The sequence below is a fragment of the Suipraeoptans intestinalis genome (genome assembly GCF_034091795.1).
In the GTDB taxonomy this organism is placed as follows: domain Bacteria; phylum Bacillota; class Clostridia; order Lachnospirales; family Lachnospiraceae; genus Suipraeoptans; species Suipraeoptans intestinalis.
Genome location: NZ_JAXFXH010000006.1, coordinates 1 through 19475 on the forward strand (window position 1 = coordinate 1; position 19475 = coordinate 19475).

The window sequence follows — 19475 nt, forward strand, 5'->3', positions numbered from 1 at the left end:
TGACAGAGCCCTCCCTCTCCGGTTATATGTGGGAATGTCCGGATCTGTTTTTTCTGGAAGGCTCCACCTTTCTTTCCGTATCGCCCCAGGGCCTGCAGCAGGAGGAGTTCCGGTTCCAGAATGTATATCAGTCCGGCGTATTTTCAGTAGAAGGCGACTACAGGAAGGAAAGCCGTCTGAAAAATTTCCGGGAATGGGATATGGGATTTGATTTTTATGCACCGCAGACCTTTGAAGATGGAAGCGGCCGCAGGATCCTGCTGGGCTGGATGGGACTGCCGGATATTCCCTACACCAACCCTACGGTAGACAGAGGCTGGCAGCATGGGCTGACGATGGCAAGAGAACTTCGGATCACAAAGGGAGAACTGACCCAGACACCGGTAAAGGAGTATGAAAATCTCCGCCTGCAGGAAGAAGCCATGGAATCCGGAGAAGAAAAAAAAGTTACGCTGGCGGAAATCCTGTATGAAAACCCTGACAGTGAGGGGTTTCAAGTCAGCATAGAAGAGGAACTGCAGCTTTCCTTTGAAAAAGAAACCGGAATCTTTACTATGAAATTTACAGGAGATCTGGGACAGGGAAGGACTGTCAGGAAAACGAAGATCAAATCGTGTACCCATGTAGATATCTGGATAGACACATCCGCGGTGGAAGTATACCTGAACCATGGAGAGCAGGTCCTGACCACAAGGTATTATGCCGCCTCTTCGGTCGTTACGGTAAAAGGAAGCTACCGGAAGGGAAGGATGAAGCTGTGGCGTCTGAGGGCAATGGAGGTGTCCTTTTAGGCGGAAAGGCAATTTCTTCAGGAAAAAGGAACGTTTAAAAAATTGGAAAGAGGATAGAGGCAAACTGGAAACTCCCCCGTTTATGAGGGAGTTTTCTGTTTTCGGGAAATGAGAGATATGGAGAAGGAGAACACGGGAAGACATGGTAGGAGATATAGTGGCATAGTGGGAGAGAGAAAAAAGGTTAAAAAAATTGTGGGAATGTGATACAATCAAAAGCAAAAAGTATTTGAGAGGTTGAAACATGTGGTGGAAAAAGAAACAGAATAACAAGGTAACGCTTCTGGCATATCGGGAAGGGATATGGGAACTTCTGATTTACCAGTTTGTTACGAAGCTTCTGCTGGCTGTATGCGTATGGGGAATGAAACAGTTGGCAGGGCTTTTGCTGTGGCGGGCAGGAAGGCCGGCCATTACCAGCGGGGACATTCCTTATCTGTTCCGAAGCTGGGAAGGATGGACGCTGGCGGCGATAGGGATCGTGGTGCTGATCTTGTATATTTCCTTTGAAATACACATTATGATCTTAATGAGCGACAATATCCTGAACCAGCGAAAGAAGAAGTTTTTGGGAATGGCATGGGAGGCCCTTTCAAAGCTGCGGTATTACCTGCATCCCATGGGAGTGTTGGTGATCCTGTACGTGTCGTTTCTGGGACCGCTTGTGGGGAGTAAGCTGGGGATTTCTCTCACCAGTACCTTTAAGATCCCGGATTTTATCCTGTCGTTCATTTTGAGCAAGATGTGGTTGAAACTACTTTACTACGGTCTTTTGGCGGTGTTGTTTTGCGGGGGGATCCTGTACATCTTCACCTTCCATTTTATGGTGCTGGGGAACCGGAGGGTAACGCTTGCGATGAAAGAATCCAGGAGGTTTGTGCTAAAAGAAAAGGGGAAATTACTGAAAGCCGCAGGGAAGCTTATCGTAACAGGAACTTTATGGCTGGGAGCGGGATTTGTGATCGTGTTTTTGATCCTTTTGGAGGTGGCAGGATCTGAGCAGATGGAGCTTTTTTGGCGCAGATTTGTTATGATCGAATCTGTTGCCGGACTGGGGGCGGTACTGGCTTTAGCCGGCATTCTATTTCCGATCGTGTTTTTCCTGACGATGACAATGCTGTACCAGGAGCATGTAAGTCCCGGAACAGCCTTTCAGGTACCGGAAAAAAAGAAAAAAAGGAAATGGATCCTGATTCCGATAGTAGTCGGAGCGGCGGGGATAACGGCCATGAGCGTTTTGTCAGCAGTATTTTTTGATGAATTTTTTCCGAAGAGCAGCACGGTAGAGCTGATCGGACACAGGGGCGCAGGGACCTATAGCAGTGAAAATACGGTGGAATCTATTGAGGCAGCCGCACAGTTGAAGCTGTTTGCCACGGAGATCGACGTGCAGCGGACAAAGGACGGACAGTATATTTTAAATCATGACAATGACTTTATGCGGCTGTGTCAGGATGACAGGACGCCGCAGGAAATGACCCTGGAAGAGATCAAGGAACTGCGGATCAGGAATACGGGCAAAGGGAAGAATAAGGAGCCGCAGGAAGTGGCCACGCTGGAAGAGGTACTGGACGCTGCCAAGGGAAAGATCCGCCTGTATATCGAGCTAAAGGGGAAGACGGCAGATAAAAGGATGGCGGAAGAGGTGTACCAGCTGGTAAAAGAGAAGGAGATGCTTTCCCAGTGTACCTTTATTTGCCTGAATTATCCACTGATAAACTATCTGGAATCCAGACATCCGGATGCAGACACCGGTTACCTATGCTTCTATTCCTTTGGAGATCTGGAAGAAATGAACTGTGACCGGCTTCTTCTGGAGATGGAGACGGCTACGGAATCCAACGTGGAAAAGATCCATGAGGCAGGAAAAAAAGTAGATGTGTGGACCATCAATTCAGGAGAAAAGCTGCAGCAGTACCTTCTTCGCAGCGTGGACGGCATCATTACCGATGAAGTAAAAGAGGGAGTGAACACCCGCAAATTTCTAAATGAGAGAGAGGATCTGGGAAGAGTTCTGGGGATGCTGGCAGAGTGGTTCTGATAGAGTGCAGCATCGGATAATAGGGGACGTTTTTTTGCAGATGCTGCAAAAAAAGCCGCCATTTCAGGGGGCTGCCTGGATATCAAAAGAAACCCTTAGCGGAAAAAGAGGAAAGAAGATAAAAGAGAAAAGAAGATAAAGAGGAAAGACGATACCATAGAGTGACAGACAGGATACGCCCACTGTTTCTCCGAAAAAGAGAAGCAGCGGGCGTATTGTATGTCGATCAGAAACTTTTCGCGTATCAGAAATCTGTAGAAAAAGTTCCGGAGGATCTGGCAAAGAATCGTTTCCGGATATTATGCCACGTTTCCGGATACTATGCCAGGAAGGAAGCCAGAACTTCATTGACCAGTTTCCCGTCTGCCTTTCCCTTTACCCGGGGCATCAAAGACTTCATGATCATCCCCTTTTGCTTGGCAGTGGGGGCAGAAAGATCAAGCTCTGTCAAAACGGCGGTGATCTCTGCTTTGATCTCCTCCACATCCATCATTTTGGGGGCATATTCATTTAACACAGCCAGTCTGTTGGTGCATTCCTCCAGGATGGCCGTTCTGTCCGGCGGGGTCAGTTCCAGTGTTTCCTTGGTCTGCTTGATCTCCTTCAGGATCACCTGTACTTCCTCTTCGGGAGTCAGATCCCCTCTTTTGTCGATGGCTTTATTTTTCAGGGCGGACAAAAGAAGTGATAAAGTTTCTTTTGTTTCCTTGTCCCCGGCTTTCATGGCACGGATCATGTCTTGACGTACTTCTTCGATTTTGTTCATAATTTTTACTCCTTTTTTAAAGATTGGCGCTGCATATCTATAGTATCTTATCGAAGCAGACGACTGTCAACGGATATTTTCAAAAAGCAATGTTTCTGTTGCTGTCGAGACTGCCGTACTTTCTGTAAAAGTATTGCGTGGAAAAAAGCTTATGCATTTTCCGGAAGGATCTCCCGTAAGTGTGCCAGGAACAGATTCTGTACCGGAAACAATTCGCCCAGTCCCGTAAGATGGCAGGTCACGTCAAAGCCTTCCGTCTGCAGGATGGATTTCCAGGAATCAGGATCGTCGGAGGCCATATCATTTGTGGCGTGATCGCCGGCCACCACCATAAGAGGAAACAGATGGATATGGGTGGTGCTGGAAGCCTTTAGCCGCGGAAGGATGTGGGCAAGCTTTGGATAGGCCTCCACAGTTCCCACATAAATCCCGTCAAATCCTTTCTCCTCCAGAATGAAATTCAAGGCAGCGTAGGCAGCATTGGAAAAATGTACGCTTCCGTGGCCCATGAATACGAGAGCTTCATGAGGGGCCAGAGTAGGAAAGGTATGCTTCAGGATGACTGCCATCTCCTCCAGGTCGCCCTGGGAGGTCAGAAGAGGAGCGCCAAAAGAAATAGACGAAAAAACGGAAGCAAACATAAGAGCATCCTCTTTCATCTGATCGTTTTCAACCCCGTTTAAAATATGGGTGGGCTGAATATATACATGAGAGATCCCATCCTGGCGCATCTGTTCCATGGCTTCTGTCACAGAAGGAATATGTTCGCCCGTCGTATGAAGGAGCTTCTGTCGGATCATGTGGCTGGTCCACGCACGATACAGCGGAAAATGAGGGAAGGTTTTCTGGATCTTCTCTTCGATCGCCTGGATCGTCCGTTTTCTGGTGTCAGGATAGCTGGTTCCAAAGCTGACAACTAAAATGGCTGAAGTATGATTCATAGTGATCTCCTTTCAAATTTGGCCAGAGTGCTGCAGATAACAGGTGATGTCTTCAAAGGTCCTGGGCATAGGGAGCGCAGGAGAAAGAAGACCGGTTTCGCAGAGGCGGAAGAAAAGAGACAGCACAGACGGCTGTGTTAAAGAGGTCTGTTTCAGCAATGCCCTGTTGGAAAACACAGAGGCAGGGCTTCCCTTTTCCAGGATTCTCCCCGCGTGAAACAAAAGGATCTCGTCCGCCCAGTGATAGGCATAGTCTACGTCATGGGTGGCCATTAGGATGGTAACTCCCTGATCGGCTATCCCTTGTATAATATCACGGATCAGTCCGGTATGTAAGGGGTCTAAAGCAGAAGCCGGTTCATCCAGGATAAGGAGCCGGGGCTCCATCACCAGAATATCGGCGATGGCCACCAGCTTTTTCTGCCCGCCGCTGAGGGCGTGGACCGGCTTGTCTGCAAAAGAAGAAAGGCCGAGACGCTCCATGATCTCCTCTGTTTTTTTTCTTACCACTTCAGGAGCCTCGCCCAGATTCAGGGGACCAAAAGCAATTTCCTGAAAAACGCTGGAGGAAAATAGCTGGGTATCCGGATCCTGAAAAACGATTCCGGTCTGTCTGCGCAGCTGGAGAAGCCCTTTTTTTGAGTAGTCGAAAGGGCGGCCGTCGAACAGGAGGCGTCCCTTCTGAGGCCTTCGGATCCCGTTGCAGCAGAGAAAGAACGTGGATTTTCCGGAACCGTTGGAACCCATACAGGCGATTTTTTTGCCCTTCGGGATCTTCAGGGAGAGATCGTTTAAAGCAAAGGCAGATTCTCCCTCGTAAGAAAAAAACAGATGATCAGCTTCTAACAGTAGATTGCTCATGATAACCTCCCTGACCGGATCAAAACGGTCCAGATCAATAATATGATTTCAAAGATCCCCAGCAGGATCCAGTCCTTCCTTCGGTGGTGGATCAAAGGGGGAAGCAGCGTAAGAGAGCCGCTGTAGCCACGGGATTCCATGGCGTCAAAATTGCCGGAGGATTTCCGGATGGACAAAACAAAAAGACTGCCGAGCAGTTTGACAAAAGAGTTTCTGGACAGCCGAAGCGTGCGGTTTCCCAGACGGGACTGCTGGGCAATGGAAATGGTGGAAGCCAGGGAAAGCAGAATAAAGATGTAGCGATAAGTTAAAAACATCAGATCCAGAAGAAAGGAAGGAATATGAAACGTCCTCAGTACGTGAAGAAGGTCGGGGATGGGAGTGGTGAGGGAAAGGAAGTAGAGGCAGGAGGTACAGGAAAGAGCGGTAAAAAACAGTCGGAGCGCCATCTGGATCTGACTGTCCCGGATGACCAGATAGATACTTCCCAGAGTGATGGAAAAACGTCCGGAAGGCACAGAGGACAGATCCAAAAGGACGGCCAGGACCCCTGTCAGAAGGAATACCAGAGGAAGAGAAAGAAGGCGCAGATAAAGAAAGGGGGAAAGTCCCCCTTTCAAAACAGTCATGCTTCCCATAACAAACAAGAGGATCACGGCCATGATAACAGACCGGTTTCCGATACAGAAACACAGTGAAGTCATGGCAAAGAGAAACTTGATGTAGGGATTGGCGTGACGTAAACGGGATTGATAACAAAGCTTGTCAATGAGAATCATATCGGTCCCTGCCTTTTTGCCGAAATTGAATTGCCGGGCAGTTTATCCGGCGTCGTTGGAAGTCCTGTCGGTTTCTTTCAGTTTTTTCCTTTCATAGAATCGTCCCAAAAGAAAGGCGATGATCCCGACGCCGATCCCTGTCTGTGTACAAAAGAGGAGACTTTCGATCTCTCCGGAAAGTTCGCCCCCCATAAAAACTTCAATGGGAGAGGTAAACCAGGGCGTATAGTCTTTGTTAATGGTTTCCACAACCGTACCGCCCTGGTCGTCGGAGCCGCCAAACTCTGCATTTTTTACGAGGCAGAGAGGAAGAAGGGCGATCAGGACAGAAGAAAGAAGCAATGTCAGTACGATTTTTTTGGTATGTTTTTTCATTCTCTTACACCTCCGTTTGATAACCTACAGCCGCCAGTTCCGGTTTGGCGAAGGATTCCAGGCAAAGCAGGAGAGCCGCCGTCAACAGACCTTCCACAAATGCAATGGGAACCTGAGTGGGGGCAAATACTCCCAGAAACTTTACGGCAGAAGCTAGAACCCCGCCGGTGGGAGAAGGATGTGCCAGAGCCAGTTGAAGGCTGGTCACACAGTAGGTGAAAAGATCTCCCAAAAATGCGGCAAGGAAAGCGGCCAACGCTTTTTTCATCCCCAGCTTTGTGGAAAGCTTATAAAGGCCAAAGGTCAGAAGAGGACCTGCGATCCCCATGGAAAAGGTGTTGGCTCCCAGGGTAGTGACGCCGCCATGGGCAAGAAGCAACGCCTGAAAGATCAGGACGATCAGTCCCAGGACGCTGGTAATGGCAGGGCCAAACAGGATGGAGCCAAGCCCTGTCCCCGTCATGTGAGAACAGCTCCCTGTAACAGAAGGGATCTTTAAAGAAGACAAAACAAAGATAAAGGCGCCGGCCATGGCAAGGAGCGTGATGGAACGCGGGTGTTCCCGCAGACTCTTTTTGGTCTTCATAAGACCTGCAAGGAGAAAGGGCAGACAGAGCGCCCCCCAGGCAATGCAGTAGGTCAATGGAAGATATCCCTCCATGATATGCATGGCGTTGGCAACCGGTGTGACGGAACAGCCAAAACTTAAGATGGCGATCCCGGCGATGCATTTTTTTTGTGTGTGGGTCATAAAGCTACTCCTCCTTTAGAATGATGTGGGAGCGATGGTGGTTGTTGCACGAAAAAAACACGGGATCATCGCTCGTAATCCTGTGCGAAGCGTTACAAAAGGCAGGTCTTCTGACTTGGGGATCCACATATGGCAGAGCCTTCCCAGATGTCTGGTGGCAAAAAACTGACATACTCCTCCGATACAGCGGCGTGACCGTGCGGGATTTACACCCGGCTTCCCTATTCTCCTGACTTTACAGGCACCTTTCGCATTTCATTCCATTTTATCATAGCCCAGAGTGAAATTTCTGTCAATCATCATTCCCGGAGAAAAGGGCGGATATGGAGACGGGTACTTTGGGGGGACGGCGGGCAGAAAAGAAGAAAGGCTTGCATTTAGAAAAGGGTATGCTATCATAGAAAACGAAGAAAAAAGAGAGAGGAACCGAATATGAAACAACCATATTTTCCCGTTTTTTTAGATCTCTCCCGGAGGGAGATCCTGGTGGCAGGCGGAGGGCAGGTAGCAGAAAGAAGAGTCAGGTCTCTTCTTTTATTTACGGACAGAATCTGTCTGGTATCGCCGGAAGTGACGAAAGATCTGGAAAAGTGGGCTGCCGAGGGACGGATCGTCTGGAAAAAAAGAAAGATCCGGGCAAAGGATCTGGAGGGAAAGGATCTGGTGCTGGCGGCAACAGACGAGGCGGACTGCAACGAACAGATCGTGAAAGACTGCCGGAAGAAAGGAATTTTGGTGAACACATCGCATAAGAAAGAATTATGCGACTTTTTGTTTCCGGCCCTTGCCTGGAATGAAAAGGTGGTGGCGGGAATTTCCTCCGGTGGAGAAGATTGTCACGCTACCGTGGAGGCAAGAAAAAATATACAGAAATTACTGGGGAAAGACGGGACATCCATATGAAGAGACAAATTGTGATCGGCAGCAGAGGAAGCAGGCTGGCGCTTGCTCAGACGGCGCAGGTGGCGTCTTATATTGAAGCGGCGGATCCGGAGATCATAGTAGAAATAAAAAAGATAGAGACGACAGGAGACAAAAGACTGGACGTCACCCTGGACAAGATCGGAGGAAAAGGGCTGTTTGTCAAAGAGCTGGACAAAGCTTTGATGGAAGGAGAGATCCATCTGGCCGTACACAGTCTGAAAGATATGCCCATGGAGGAATCAGATGAGATCCCGGTGGTAGCCTACTCCAAAAGAGAGGATCCAAGGGACGTGCTGGTACTGCCCAGAGGAAAGCAGGAAGGAAAATACGGGGGGCGGATCGGCTGCTCTTCTTTCCGGAGAAGACTTCAGGCAGAGAGATTGTTTCCGGGAGCGGACTTTGTTCCGGTTCGCGGAAACATCCTGACACGGCTGGAAAAGCTGGACAGAGGAGAATTTGACGCTCTGATTCTGGCGGCTGCCGGCTTGAAACGGGCAGGTCTTTCCCACCGGATCTCCAGATATTTTTCTGTGGAAGAGATCCTGCCGGCGGCAGGGCAAGGGATTCTGGCAGTCCAGGGAAGAAAAGGACAGGACGTTTCGTTTCTGGCAGGCTATGGACAGCCGGCGTCTGAGGCGGCGGCTTTGGCAGAGAGAGCCTTTGTCAGGCGGCTGGACGGAGGATGCACTTCACCGGTGGCAGCCTATGCGGAAACGGTGGAAGGCAGACTTCATTTGAAAGGACTGTTTTATAACGGGACCGGATCCTATTTTATTGGAGAAAAGACAGGTCGCATGGAGCAGGCAGAGGAGCTGGGCATTTTGCTGGCAGAGGAAATGGAGAGAAAATATACCCGTTGAAACAAACACTCTGGCGGAAAAACAAACAAACCGGAGGAGCGGACGACAGGAAGGGAGTTCCGGAAAGGAAGCCGGGGAGGAAACACCGGAAAACGGGAAACAAAGAAGGACGGAAAAGGGAAAGCAAGGGGAAAAGATGGCGGAGAAACAGGGAAAAGTATGGCTGGTGGGAGCCGGCCCCGGAGCAGTGGGACTGCTGACATTAAAAGGAAAAGAACTGCTGGAAGAGGCGGATGTGATCGTATATGACCAGTTGGTGGGAAAGGAAGTTCTGTCTGTGATCGACACGAAGAAGGAGATGATCTTCGTGGGAAAGGAATCCGGCCACCATGCCGTTCCCCAAAAGGAGATCCAACAGATTCTCGTTCAGGCTGCCAGAGAAGGGAAACGGGTCGTCCGGCTGAAAGGGGGAGATCCCTTTTTGTTTGGCCGGGGAGGAGAAGAAGCCAGACAGCTGCGGGAAGAAGGGATCCCCTTTGAGGTGGTGCCGGGAGTCACCTCTTCCCTGGCTGTTCCTGCTTACAATGGGATTCCGGTGACGCACAGGGACTATGCGTCCTCCTTGCAGATCATTACGGGACATAAGAAGCAGGGAGAAAAGGATCCCCTGGCTTATCAGGAGATCGTAAAAGCAGGAGGTACCCTGGTGTTTCTCATGGGAGTTACAGCTCTTCCGAAACTGATGGAAGGCTTGATCCGGGGTGGCCTGCCAAAAGAAACCGGGGCGGCTGTTCTGCAGGAAGGAACGACGGCCCGGCAAAAAAAGGTTCTTGCTACGATAGGCACTCTGGCAGAGGAGGCGGCTCGGGAGGGCATCCGACCACCGGCTCTGATCGTAGTGGGGGAGGTCTGTCGGCTTTCAGAGGAACTGGACTGGTATGAAAAGCTGCCTCTTTCTCATACTCGGATCCTTTTGACCAGACCGCGGGAGACGATCCGGGAGACGGCGCGGAAACTGCGGCAGCGGGGGGCGGAAGTGCTGGAAGTACCGGCGATCTGCGTTTCTCCCGCAAGAGAGAGCGAAGAACTGAAAGAAGTGGGCCGCTCTCTGGAACGCTGGACCTGGATCGTGCTGACCAGCCAGATCGGAGTCCGGATGTTTTGGGAGCAGATGAAAGTGTGGAAGAAAGATATCCGGAGTCTGGCAGGAGCCAGATTTGCAGTGATCGGACCGGGAACCAGAAGGGAACTGGAAGAACGGGGGATCTATGCGGACTTTATGCCGGAAGTTTATACGATAGAGCAGTTGGCAAACGGATTAAAGGACAGGATCCGCCGGGAGGACAGGATCCTGATTCCCAGAGCCGGGAGAGGAAATCCTGTATTGCCGCAGACCCTGAAAGAGGTGTGCAAAGATGTAAGGGACGTTGCGCTTTACGACACCGAGTGCCAAAGGCTGCCCAGGATCTCCTTGTGGAAAGAGCTGAAAGAGGAAGACACCTATGTGATGTTTACCAGCAGCTTCGGGGTGGTCTGCTTTGTGGAACAGCTGGAGAGGGAAAGAGCAGAAACAGGCAGGAAAGAGCAGGAGACGGACGGCAGACGGTACGACCATATCCGCGCCCTCTGCATTGGAGAAGAGACGGCAAAGAAGGCGCGGGAGTACCGGATGCAGTGTTATGTGGCAGAAGAAGCGACCGTAGACGGATTGCTGGAATTGACGGAAAGGATCAGACAGAAGAATGGAAAAACGACCGAGAAGATTAAGAAGCAATGAGATCATAAGAAGGATGGTCAGGGAAACCAGAGTGGATAAGGCCTCTTTGATCTATCCGATGTTTGTAAAGGAAGGGGAGGGGATAGAAGAACAGATCCCGTCCCTGGAAGGACAATACCGATACAGCGTGGACAGACTGGCTTATGGGCTGGAGGAAGTGGAGCGGGCAGGCGTTTCTTCCGTCATGCTGTTTGGGATTCCGGGTCAGAAGGACGCTTGTGGGAGCGGCGCCTATGCGGACGATGGGATCATTCAGAAAGCGTTAAGAGAAGGGAAAAAACGATTTCCCGGTCTATATTTCATTACAGATGTCTGCCTGTGCGAGTACACATCCCATGGGCACTGCGGTATGCTGCAGGGCGATAGGGTAGACAATGACAGCACCCTGAAAGTCCTGGAAAAAGTGGCTCTGTCCCATGCAGAGGCGGGAGCGGACATGGTAGCGCCATCAGATATGATGGACGGGCGTGTCAGAAGTATCCGGGGAGCTTTGGACAGACAGGGATTTACGGAAATTCCTATTATGTCCTATGCGGTGAAATATGCGTCCGGTTTTTATGCTCCCTTCCGGGAGGCGGCAGGCTCGGCGCCCGCCTTCGGAGACAGGAGAGGATATCAGATGGATTATCATAATCTGCGGGAGGGCTTGAAGGAGGCTCTTTTGGACGAGGAGGAAGGGGCGGATATCCTGATGGTAAAACCGGCCATGACTTATCTGGACGTACTGACCAGAGTAAAAGAGGCCACCCACCTTCCGGTGGCGGCCTACAGCGTCAGCGGAGAATATGCCATGGTAAAGGCGGCGGCCAGACAGGGGTGGATCGATGAGGAAAAGATCCTGTGCGAAATGGCGGTAGCGGTATTTCGGGCGGGAGCCTCCAGCTATCTTACCTATGGAGCCAAAGAGCTGGCCGGGTGGATGGACGAAGGCAAACTGGGTTAAAAAGACAAAAGAAAGCAACAAAGCTTACAGATCCTGTAACCGTTCGATTTCCCGGAAGAAGCCGGGATAGGAAATGCTGCAGCATTCCCAGTCATCCAAAGTGGAGGGGGTTGCGGCGGCAAGAGCGGCAATGGCAAAGGCCATGGCGATCCGATGATCTTTGTAGGAGGAAAAAGCGGCGCCGGATGGGCACTGTTTTCCGTAGATACAGATCTCTTCTTCCGTAAAGGACACCGAAATTCCCATAGCGCGCAGGTTGGAAACGATGGAAAGGATCCGGTTGGACTCCTTAAACCGAAGTTCTCCGATCCCCCGAAGGATGGTTTCGCCCCGGGCAAAAGCGGCGAGAACGGCAAGCATGGGAAGCTCGTCAATGAGAGAAGGGATCTCTTCCGGAGAAACTACCGTTCCTTTCAGGAGGGAATGACGGATCAGAAGATCGGCGCAGGGCTCCCCCAGGAAGGTCTGCGTCCGGGAAAAGGTCAGATCGCCCCCCATCCGCCGGCAGACGGTGAGAAATCCGGTACGTGTGGGATTGATTCCCACCCGGGGAAGGAAAAGGCGGGAATCGGGCAGCAGCAGGGCGGCGCCGATCCAGTAGGCGGCAGAAGAAATATCTCCGGGAACGGGAACGTCCCGGCCAAGCAAAGGAACAGAAGGCACAAGCGTGGTGATCAGACCGCCCTTGGGTCCTTTTTTTGTGGAAATATTTCCGCCAAAAGCAGACAGCATCCGTTCTGTATGGTCTCTTGCAGGAATAGACTCGCAGATGGAGGTTTTTCCCTTTGCGTAGAGCCCTGCCAGTAAAACGGCAGACTTCACCTGCGCAGAGGCAACCGGAAGCGTATAACGGATCCCTGTCAGGGCAGAGGGGCGGATGGAAAGGGGCGCTTTGCCGCTGCCATCCAAAGAGGAGATCTCTGCGCCCATCCGGCGTAGCGGGAGCAGGATCCTGTCCATGGGACGGCGTTTTAAGGAGGCGTCTCCGGTGATCCGGGAAGGAAAAGCCTGCCCGGAAAGAATGCCGGATAAAAGCCGTAAAGTGGTACCGCTGTTGCCGGCATCCAGTATAGAAGCAGGCGCAGCAAGACCGTCCGGGCCTTTCCCCTGGATCGTCAGATGCGGGTCGCTTCCGGGGGAAAGGCGAATGTCAATGCCAAGCTGTTTCAGACAGTTTAAGGTGGAAAGACAGTCTTTTCCTCCGGAAAAGGAGAAGATTCGGGTAGTTCCGGAGGAGATCGCCCCCAGCAGAAGGGCGCGGTGGGTAATGGATTTGTCGCCGGGAACGACCACAGAGCCTTTTAGGCGGGAAGCAGGCAGAATGGTTTTGAGCTGCATAGGATACCTCCAAATGATTGTGCGATGGTTTTTAATAATAGATCCGGCTGCTGCCGTGTATCACGTCCTGGGTGCAAAGAAGGAGCCACGCGTTGGCGCCTTCGATATCCTTGCGTTCAATATACTCATACAAGGTAATGCTGACGGCATAAAGCTTTTGAATTCCGTGAAGATCACAGAAGCGTTCCCAGAGGGAGAGAATAGAAGAGTAGAAGGAACGGAAGATTAAAGGCAAAAGGGAATTGCCGGAAGCAATGGCCAGTTCATGCTGAAATTCAAAGGCGGCCAAGGCAGCGGCAGAGCCGGTGGGGGCGCTTCCGATGGCTTCGGCTTTTTCTTTCAAAATAGAAAGGTCATAGTCAGGGTTGTCCTGGATCAGGCAGGAAATAGCCAGACGATCCAAGGAATCTCTGACCTGCAGGATGGAACGGATCTCTCCCTCCCGCAGACGGCCTCTGTTGTAGCGCATAATAGCCTTTAAGGTTTCCAGGGTTCCCTTTCTCCGGTAGTCGGCAACGAAGGTGCCGACCCGGGGGCGCACCTCTAAAAATCCCATCCGCTCCAGTTCTATGATCCCGGAATTGACTACAGAGCGGCTGATCCCCATCTGCTGGGAGATGGTGCGTTCCGGGGGAAGAGGATCCCCCACCCGGATCTCGCCGGACAGGATCATGGTCTGTATGTGTTCGATAAAAATTTCTTTCAAGGTGGGCGATACGATTTTTTTAAATTCCATCTACATCCTCCAAATACTGGCTTGTGGTTCAACCAAAAATATATAGTATGAATTCATTATAGGACAGTTATTACAAAAATACAATAGAAAGATAGAAAAAACACCTAAAAATAGACAAAAAATCTTGACAATAGTTTAACGAAAAGGTATGATTTTTGTAATAAAAAAGATGGACTTCTGGTTGAATCAGAAAATACACGGAGGGTTTTTATGGAAAAATTTAAAGTATTGGAAGTCAAGGAAAGTATTTTTCAGAAAAACGACGAAAGGGCGGAGCTTTTGCGGAAGGAGATGAAGGAACAGAAGACGTTTCTGCTGAATCTGATGTCTTCTCCGGGATCCGGAAAAACCACGACTCTGACCCGCACGATCCAGGCACTGCGGGAAGAAATGAAGATCGGCGTAATGGAGGCGGACATTGATTCCGATGTGGATGCACGGACCATCCAGCAGACAGGAGCCAAAGTGATACAGCTGCATACCGGGGGCATGTGCCATCTGGATGCAGAGATGACCAGACAGGGCATAGAGGCTCTGGGAACGGAGGAACTGGATCTGGTGGTGCTGGAAAATGTAGGAAATCTGGTGTGCCCGGCGGAATTTGATACAGGCGCCACAAAAAACGCCATGATCTTAAGTGTGCCGGAGGGGGACGACAAGCCGTTGAAATACCCGTTGATGTTTTCCATCTGCGACGTGCTTCTGGTCAACAAAATGGACGTGGCGCCTTATTTTGATTTTGATCTGGAAGCCTGTAAAAAAAGAGCCGGAGATCTGAATCCTGATATTCAGGTGATTCCGATTTCCGCCAGGACGGGAGAGGGACTGGAAGAGTGGCTAAACTGGCTGCGAGGACAGGTAAAGAAGGCGAAAGCATAAGAAAGAAGTGGTGATCGAAAACACCAGAGAAAGAGGAGGAAAAGAGGAATGGGAAGTCAAACGACAAAAATGATTTTTCCGCCGGGATATGTATGCAGATACGATGAACAGGTGATGCGGCTTGCCAATATGATGGGACGAAAAAAGCCAAATGTCCGGCCGGGAGGAAAAGGTTCCCTGCAGTGGGATGACCCGGAGTATGTGATCCTGGAGGCAGGCGTCACCAGCGAGATGGCAGAGGTGGGGCTGTGTCTGGGCTCCTATGAAAAGCATTCGGCGGCGGAGGTGGCGAAGAAGCTGGGAAAAAGCGAGGACTACTGCCACGAGCAGCTGATGAAGCTGGCAGTTTACGGAGCCTGTTTTGTAAACCGGGTGGAAGGCGTGGATCTGTTTTGGACAGAAACCTGGATTCCGGGCACCATGGAGATGATCGTCAACAATATGGATAATATTGAAAAATATCCCATTGTGGCCTATGCGATGGAAGCCTACGGAAGGGTACGGGGGCCCTTAAGCTCCGGAGCCTTTCCGGTGGGAGTGGGACTGATGCGTGTCATTCCGATCGAATCTGCCATTGACGGGGAAAGCCGGAAGGCAGGATATGAAGAAATCTCCAAATACCTCAATGAGAATGATCTGTTTTCCGTATCCAACTGCTCCTGCCGGACAGACCGGGAGGTGATGGGAGAGGGCTGCGGACATTTAAAAGAGGATATGTGCATCCAGATGGGACATGCGGCGGAGTATTACATCCGCACAGGAAGAGGCAGGCAGATCACCAGAGAGGAAGCCTTTGCGATCCTGAAGCGGGCGGAAGAAAACGGACTGATGCATGAGATCCCTAATACCGACGGACCGGGGCATACCCATGCTATCTGCAATTGCTGCGGCTGCGGATGCCTTTCCATGCGGACGGCGACCATGTTTAAAAATGTAGACATGATCCGCTCCAACTACAGGGCGGTGGTGGACCGGGAAAAATGTGTCGCTTGCGGACGATGCGTGGAAAACTGCCCGGTGAATGCATTAAAGCTGGGACAAAAGCTCTGCTCCTCCACACCGGTGGTAACGGACATCACCACCAGGATCACGCCGAGAGACGAGGTGTGGGAAGAGGATAAATGGAACGAGGAGTACCGCACCAACCGGGAAAACGTGGTGGATTCCGGGACGGCTCCCTGTAAGACCAACTGTCCGGCTCACATTGGGGTACAGGGGTATATCAAACTGGCGGCACAGGGCAGATACCAGGAAGCGCTGGAGCTGATCCGGCTGGAAAATCCTTTGCCGGCAGTCTGCGGCAGGATCTGCAACCGCAGGTGTGAGCAGGCCTGTACCAGGGGCGAGGTGGACAGTCCGGTAGCGATCGACGAGATCAAGAAATACGTGGCGCAGCTGGAGCTGGATCCTGCCACGCGGAAGATCCCCGAAAAGAGGCACGATTACAGCGATAAGAAGATCGCCGTGATCGGATCCGGGCCGGCAGGTCTTAGCTGTGCGTATTTTCTGGCGCTGGACGGATATCAGGTAACCATCTTTGAAAAAGAGGAAAAACCGGGAGGGATGCTGACCCTGGGGATTCCCGGCTTCCGACTGGAAAAAGCGGTGGTGGAAGCCGAGATCCAGATCATCCGGGAGCTGGGCGTGGAATTCAGAATGGGCGTAGAGGTAGGAAAGGACGTGACTCTGACGCAGTTGCGTCAGGAAGGCTATCGGGGCTTTTATGTAGCCATCGGGGCCAGCGGAGGCAGAAAGCTTGGGATTTTGGGAGAAGAGGCAGAAGGTGTTTTCACGGGAATTGATTGTCTGAAACGGATCAACCGGGGAGATGTGGTAGATCTGTCGGGCAATACCATTGTGATCGGCGGAGGCAATGTAGCGGTGGATGCGGCGAGGGCGGCAGCGCGGCTTTCCCAGGGAGAAGTTCGGATGTATTGTCTGGAAAGCCGGGAGGAGATGCCTGCTTCCGAGGAAGAGATCCAGGAGGCTTTGGAGGAAGGTATCCATATCTGCAACGGCTATGGTCCGGTTCGGATCGCAGAATCCGGCGGAAAGGTAGAGGGTGTGCTGTTTCAGAAGTGCCTGTCTGTGTTTGACGAAGCAGGGCGGTTCGCACCGGTGTTTGACGAAACAGATACGATCCTGGTGCCGGCGGATCATGTGGTGGTAACGGTAGGACAGTCTATTCAGTGGGGAGATCTTTTGGAAGGAACAAAAGCAGAGCTGCGCAGAAACAACACGATCGTGGCAGATGCGCTGACATACCAGACGGGGGAGGCAGATGTGTTTGCCGGAGGCGACTGCTGCAGCGGGCCGGGCTTTGCTATTGACGCTATCGCAGCCGGAAAGCAGGGAGCTATCTCTCTTCACCGGTTCGTACAAAACGGACAATCCCTTGTGATCGGACGGGATCGAAGGATCTACAAAGAACTGGACAAAAAGGGAGCGGTACTGGAAGAGTACGACAGAACGCCCAGACAAAGACCGGACAATCTGGATGGTGTGGGACACAGAAGCTTTGCAGACGGAAGAGGCGTGCTGACAGAGGAGCAGATCCAGAAGGAAACAGCAAGGTGCCTGGGATGCGGAGCAACGATGGTAGACGAATATATGTGTGTAGGATGCGGACAGTGCACCACCAAGTGTAAATTCGACGCCATTCATCTGGAACGGGTCTATGACGGAGCGGGAGTGGAGTTTACAGAAATGAAGCCGGTGGTCATCAAACAGATGGTAAAAAGAAAAGGAAAGATTGCGTTTAAGAAGATCAAGAAGAAATTCGGCGCAGTATAGGAGGCTGCCATGCATGAGCTGGGCATTGTATTTGAAATCGTAAAAAAGCTGGATGAGGTTGTCAGGCAGTCTGGGATAGACCCTTCCGAGATCGCAGAAATCCTGCTGGAGCTGGGAGAAGCCTCCACCATCGTGCCCAAGTACCTGAAGGAATGTTGGCCGGCGGCGACAGACGGAACAGAGTTTGAGCATGTGGAAATGAAGATCCAGGTGGTGACGGCCACCGTCCGCTGCAAGCAGTGCGGGAAGGTTTACGAATACCTGAATCAGGGAAAGGTCTGTCCCGGGTGCGGAAGCGAAGCCTGTTCCATTGTGACAGGAAGAGAGTTTTATCTGAAGGAGATCCATCTGTTTTATGAGGAGGAAGAAGTCTGAAAAAGCAAAAGCAGACGAAGAAAGGAGAAGAGTATGTTTACGTTTCACGGAACGAATACGATTTTAATGTGGGTGGTCTGGATCTGTGTGTTGGCCGCGTTGTTTGTACTGAATGAAGTTGCAAGGAAGTCAAAGGAACTGGGATTTGTGTTTTTTGTGATCCTGCCGGTGGTGCTGTCGATCCTCTGGTTTACCGTATTGAAGGGACGCTCCTACACCGACTGGTTCCATCTGGCGAAGGTGTATTCTTCCACGGCCGGTTGTATCGGATTTTGGGCCATCCGGTTTGTGGAAGGAAAGAGAAAGGACGGAAGTGTGTGGAGGCTGCGGGACTACAAGCTGGCCCTGGCTTTTCCGCCGTTGATCCTGGCTATCAACATCCTGGAGGCCTGCGCCAGAGATATTGAGGTGGGAATGGTCTACCCGGTGCTTACCAGAGTGCAGGAAGAGGGCGCGGCCCATACCGTCTTTCAGTTGATGGGAGGATCCTGGAACTTTATGAACGCAGCGGCAGGGATCCTGAATATCCTGACCATCACCGGCTGGGTAGGGATCTGTGTCCGGAAGAAGACAACAAAGGATCGCAGCAGGGATATGGTGTGGCCGGACATGCTGTGGTTCTGGATCATAGCCTATGACCTCTGGAATTTTGCCTATACCTATAACTGCCTGCCACATCACGCATGGTACTGTGGGTTTGCCCTGCTTCTGGCTCCCACCATCTGCTCCTTTACTGTGGGGAAGGGAGCGTGGCTGCAGCACAGAGCCCAGACGCTGGCTATCTGGTGTATGTTTGCCCAGACATTTCCAACATTCCAGGATAACAGTATGTTCCGGGTGGATTCTACCTACCATCCCATGATCTATGCAGCAGTCAGCTTCACCGCTCTGATCGTCAACCTTGCCGTCTTTGTATACATGCTGCGGAAGGTCAGACAGACCGGAAAGAACCCCTACAAGGAGGAATTGTACACAGATCTGAAACAGTATCAGGAATTTAAATCCCTGGCAGAATAAAGAGAGACAGAGCATCCGAGTCATCATGGTTTGAAGATGGCCGGGTGCTCTTTTTGCGGTGGGAGAATGTTCGGTTTGGGAATTGATTTGAGGGAATGCTTTTGCCTTGTGGGAAATCGCGCATAAATTAACGACAAAACAGATATCGCAAAAGAAAAAACAGAATAGAATATTTTTGTGCAGGATGTTGTGCACAGGAAGAGGTATATGGAGAGAGAAATATTATAAAAATATATAGAAAAAATAAATAGCAGATTATTCAAAAAAAACTAACTAACTTAGAGTAAAATTATAGTTGGCAAAAAGTTAAAAGGAAGAGGCCGAAACCTCTTCCAAATCATACAGACTTAACTTAGTATTTATTTTGCGAAGAATATATACAAAGGAGCTGTATGATGAATCTTATGGTAGACGAAAATGGTATAACTTTCAAGGAGATTGAAAAAGAAATTTTCAAAATGATCTGTGAAGCAGGCAGAGAACTTACGAAAGAGATCCTGGAACGGTATGATGAACATCTTCATGCAACAAGAAGTAAGACTGAATTAAGGGATAAGGGATACCGAAAAGCAACGATTAAAACTGTTT

Annotated in this window: 19 protein-coding genes and 1 riboswitch; of the genes, 11 read left to right on the forward strand and 8 right to left on the reverse strand. The window is 50.8% G+C overall.

The features are described 5' to 3' along the window. A partial coding sequence (locus tag SOW26_RS01885; RefSeq protein ID WP_320651788.1) for a GH32 C-terminal domain-containing protein occupies positions 1–791 on the forward strand: 791 nt, incomplete at its 5' end. Positions 792–1035: 244 nt separating this feature from the next. After that, the gene (locus SOW26_RS01890) at positions 1036–2832 is read left to right on the forward strand and encodes a glycerophosphodiester phosphodiesterase family protein (RefSeq protein ID WP_320651789.1); all 1797 of its coding nucleotides are present in this window, start codon (positions 1036–1038) and stop codon (positions 2830–2832) included. Between the two features lie 319 nt (positions 2833–3151). On the opposite strand, the gene SOW26_RS01895 is transcribed toward SOW26_RS01890, so the two are convergent. The 6 genes from SOW26_RS01895 to SOW26_RS01920 all read right to left on the reverse strand — a co-directional run bounded on the left by SOW26_RS01895 (position 3152) and on the right by SOW26_RS01920 (position 7305). Then, positions 3152–3598 carry a GatB/YqeY domain-containing protein gene (locus SOW26_RS01895; protein ID WP_320651790.1) on the reverse strand — a complete coding sequence of 149 codons (447 nt, stop codon included), beginning with the start codon at positions 3596–3598 and terminating at the stop codon, positions 3152–3154. Between the two features lie 149 nt (positions 3599–3747). Next, entirely contained in the window at positions 3748–4539 is a 792-nt protein-coding gene (locus SOW26_RS01900) for a sirohydrochlorin cobaltochelatase (RefSeq protein WP_235899433.1), read from the reverse strand. A gap of 12 nt (positions 4540–4551) precedes the next feature. After that, entirely contained in the window at positions 4552–5400 is an 849-nt protein-coding gene (locus SOW26_RS01905) for an energy-coupling factor ABC transporter ATP-binding protein (RefSeq protein ID WP_235899434.1), read from the reverse strand. Further along, complete coding sequence (cbiQ, locus tag SOW26_RS01910) at positions 5397–6179, reverse strand: cobalt ECF transporter T component CbiQ (protein WP_276958709.1); 783 nt, start codon at positions 6177–6179, stop codon at positions 5397–5399. The genes SOW26_RS01905 and cbiQ overlap by 4 nt, the downstream gene beginning before the upstream one ends. Positions 6180–6221: 42 nt before the next feature. Then, positions 6222–6554, reverse strand: a complete 333-nt coding sequence (locus tag SOW26_RS01915; RefSeq protein ID WP_276958710.1) for an energy-coupling factor ABC transporter substrate-binding protein — start codon at positions 6552–6554, stop codon at positions 6222–6224. Between the two features lie 4 nt (positions 6555–6558). Then, the gene (locus SOW26_RS01920; protein WP_154478233.1) at positions 6559–7305 is read right to left on the reverse strand and encodes an energy-coupling factor ABC transporter permease; all 747 of its coding nucleotides are present in this window, start codon (positions 7303–7305) and stop codon (positions 6559–6561) included. Between the two features lie 83 nt (positions 7306–7388). After that, a riboswitch (cobalamin riboswitch) is annotated at positions 7389–7569 on the reverse strand. A 168-nt stretch (positions 7570–7737) separates the two neighbouring features. Between SOW26_RS01920 and SOW26_RS01925 the strand changes: the two genes are divergently transcribed. The 4 genes from SOW26_RS01925 to hemB all read left to right on the forward strand — a co-directional run bounded on the left by SOW26_RS01925 (position 7738) and on the right by hemB (position 11749). Further along, entirely contained in the window at positions 7738–8208 is a 471-nt protein-coding gene (locus tag SOW26_RS01925) for a precorrin-2 dehydrogenase/sirohydrochlorin ferrochelatase family protein (RefSeq protein WP_320651791.1), read from the forward strand. Next, the gene (hemC, locus tag SOW26_RS01930) at positions 8205–9089 is read left to right on the forward strand and encodes a hydroxymethylbilane synthase (RefSeq protein WP_276958712.1); all 885 of its coding nucleotides are present in this window, start codon (positions 8205–8207) and stop codon (positions 9087–9089) included. The genes SOW26_RS01925 and hemC overlap by 4 nt, the downstream gene beginning before the upstream one ends. 136 nt (positions 9090–9225) lie before the next feature. Further along, the gene (cobA, locus tag SOW26_RS01935; RefSeq protein ID WP_320651792.1) at positions 9226–10806 is read left to right on the forward strand and encodes a uroporphyrinogen-III C-methyltransferase; all 1581 of its coding nucleotides are present in this window, start codon (positions 9226–9228) and stop codon (positions 10804–10806) included. Then, positions 10772–11749 carry a porphobilinogen synthase gene (gene hemB, locus SOW26_RS01940; RefSeq protein WP_320651793.1) on the forward strand — a complete coding sequence of 326 codons (978 nt, stop codon included), beginning with the start codon at positions 10772–10774 and terminating at the stop codon, positions 11747–11749. Before cobA ends, hemB begins: the two co-directional genes overlap by 35 nt. Before the next feature lie 24 nt (positions 11750–11773). Here hemB and aroA read toward each other — a convergent pair whose 3' ends face one another. Beyond that, positions 11774–13087, reverse strand: a complete 1314-nt coding sequence (aroA, locus tag SOW26_RS01945) for a 3-phosphoshikimate 1-carboxyvinyltransferase (RefSeq protein WP_320651794.1) — start codon at positions 13085–13087, stop codon at positions 11774–11776. 31 nt (positions 13088–13118) lie between these two features. Further along, positions 13119–13823 (reverse strand): FadR/GntR family transcriptional regulator, encoded by a 705-nt coding sequence (locus SOW26_RS01950; RefSeq protein ID WP_320651795.1) that lies wholly within the window; start codon positions 13821–13823, stop codon positions 13119–13121. Positions 13824–14033: 210 nt separating this feature from the next. Here SOW26_RS01950 and hypB point away from each other — a divergent pair, with 210 nt between their 5' ends. The 5 genes from hypB to SOW26_RS01975 all read left to right on the forward strand — a co-directional run. After that, positions 14034–14702: a hydrogenase nickel incorporation protein HypB gene (gene hypB, locus SOW26_RS01955; RefSeq protein WP_320651796.1), complete on the forward strand. Its 669-nt coding sequence runs from the start codon at positions 14034–14036 to the stop codon at positions 14700–14702. 48 nt (positions 14703–14750) lie between these two features. Further along, a complete protein-coding gene (locus SOW26_RS01960; RefSeq protein WP_154478248.1) occupies positions 14751–17495 on the forward strand; it encodes an FAD-dependent oxidoreductase in 2745 nt (914 codons plus the stop codon). Positions 17496–17504: 9 nt separating this feature from the next. Next, a complete protein-coding gene (locus SOW26_RS01965; protein ID WP_276958719.1) occupies positions 17505–17870 on the forward strand; it encodes a hydrogenase maturation nickel metallochaperone HypA in 366 nt (121 codons plus the stop codon). Positions 17871–17903: 33 nt separating this feature from the next. Beyond that, a complete protein-coding gene (locus SOW26_RS01970) occupies positions 17904–18887 on the forward strand; it encodes a DUF5692 family protein (protein ID WP_320651797.1) in 984 nt (327 codons plus the stop codon). Between the two features lie 395 nt (positions 18888–19282). After that, on the forward strand, positions 19283–19475 hold a 193-nt coding region (locus SOW26_RS01975; protein ID WP_320651798.1), incomplete at its 3' end, for a UPF0236 family transposase-like protein.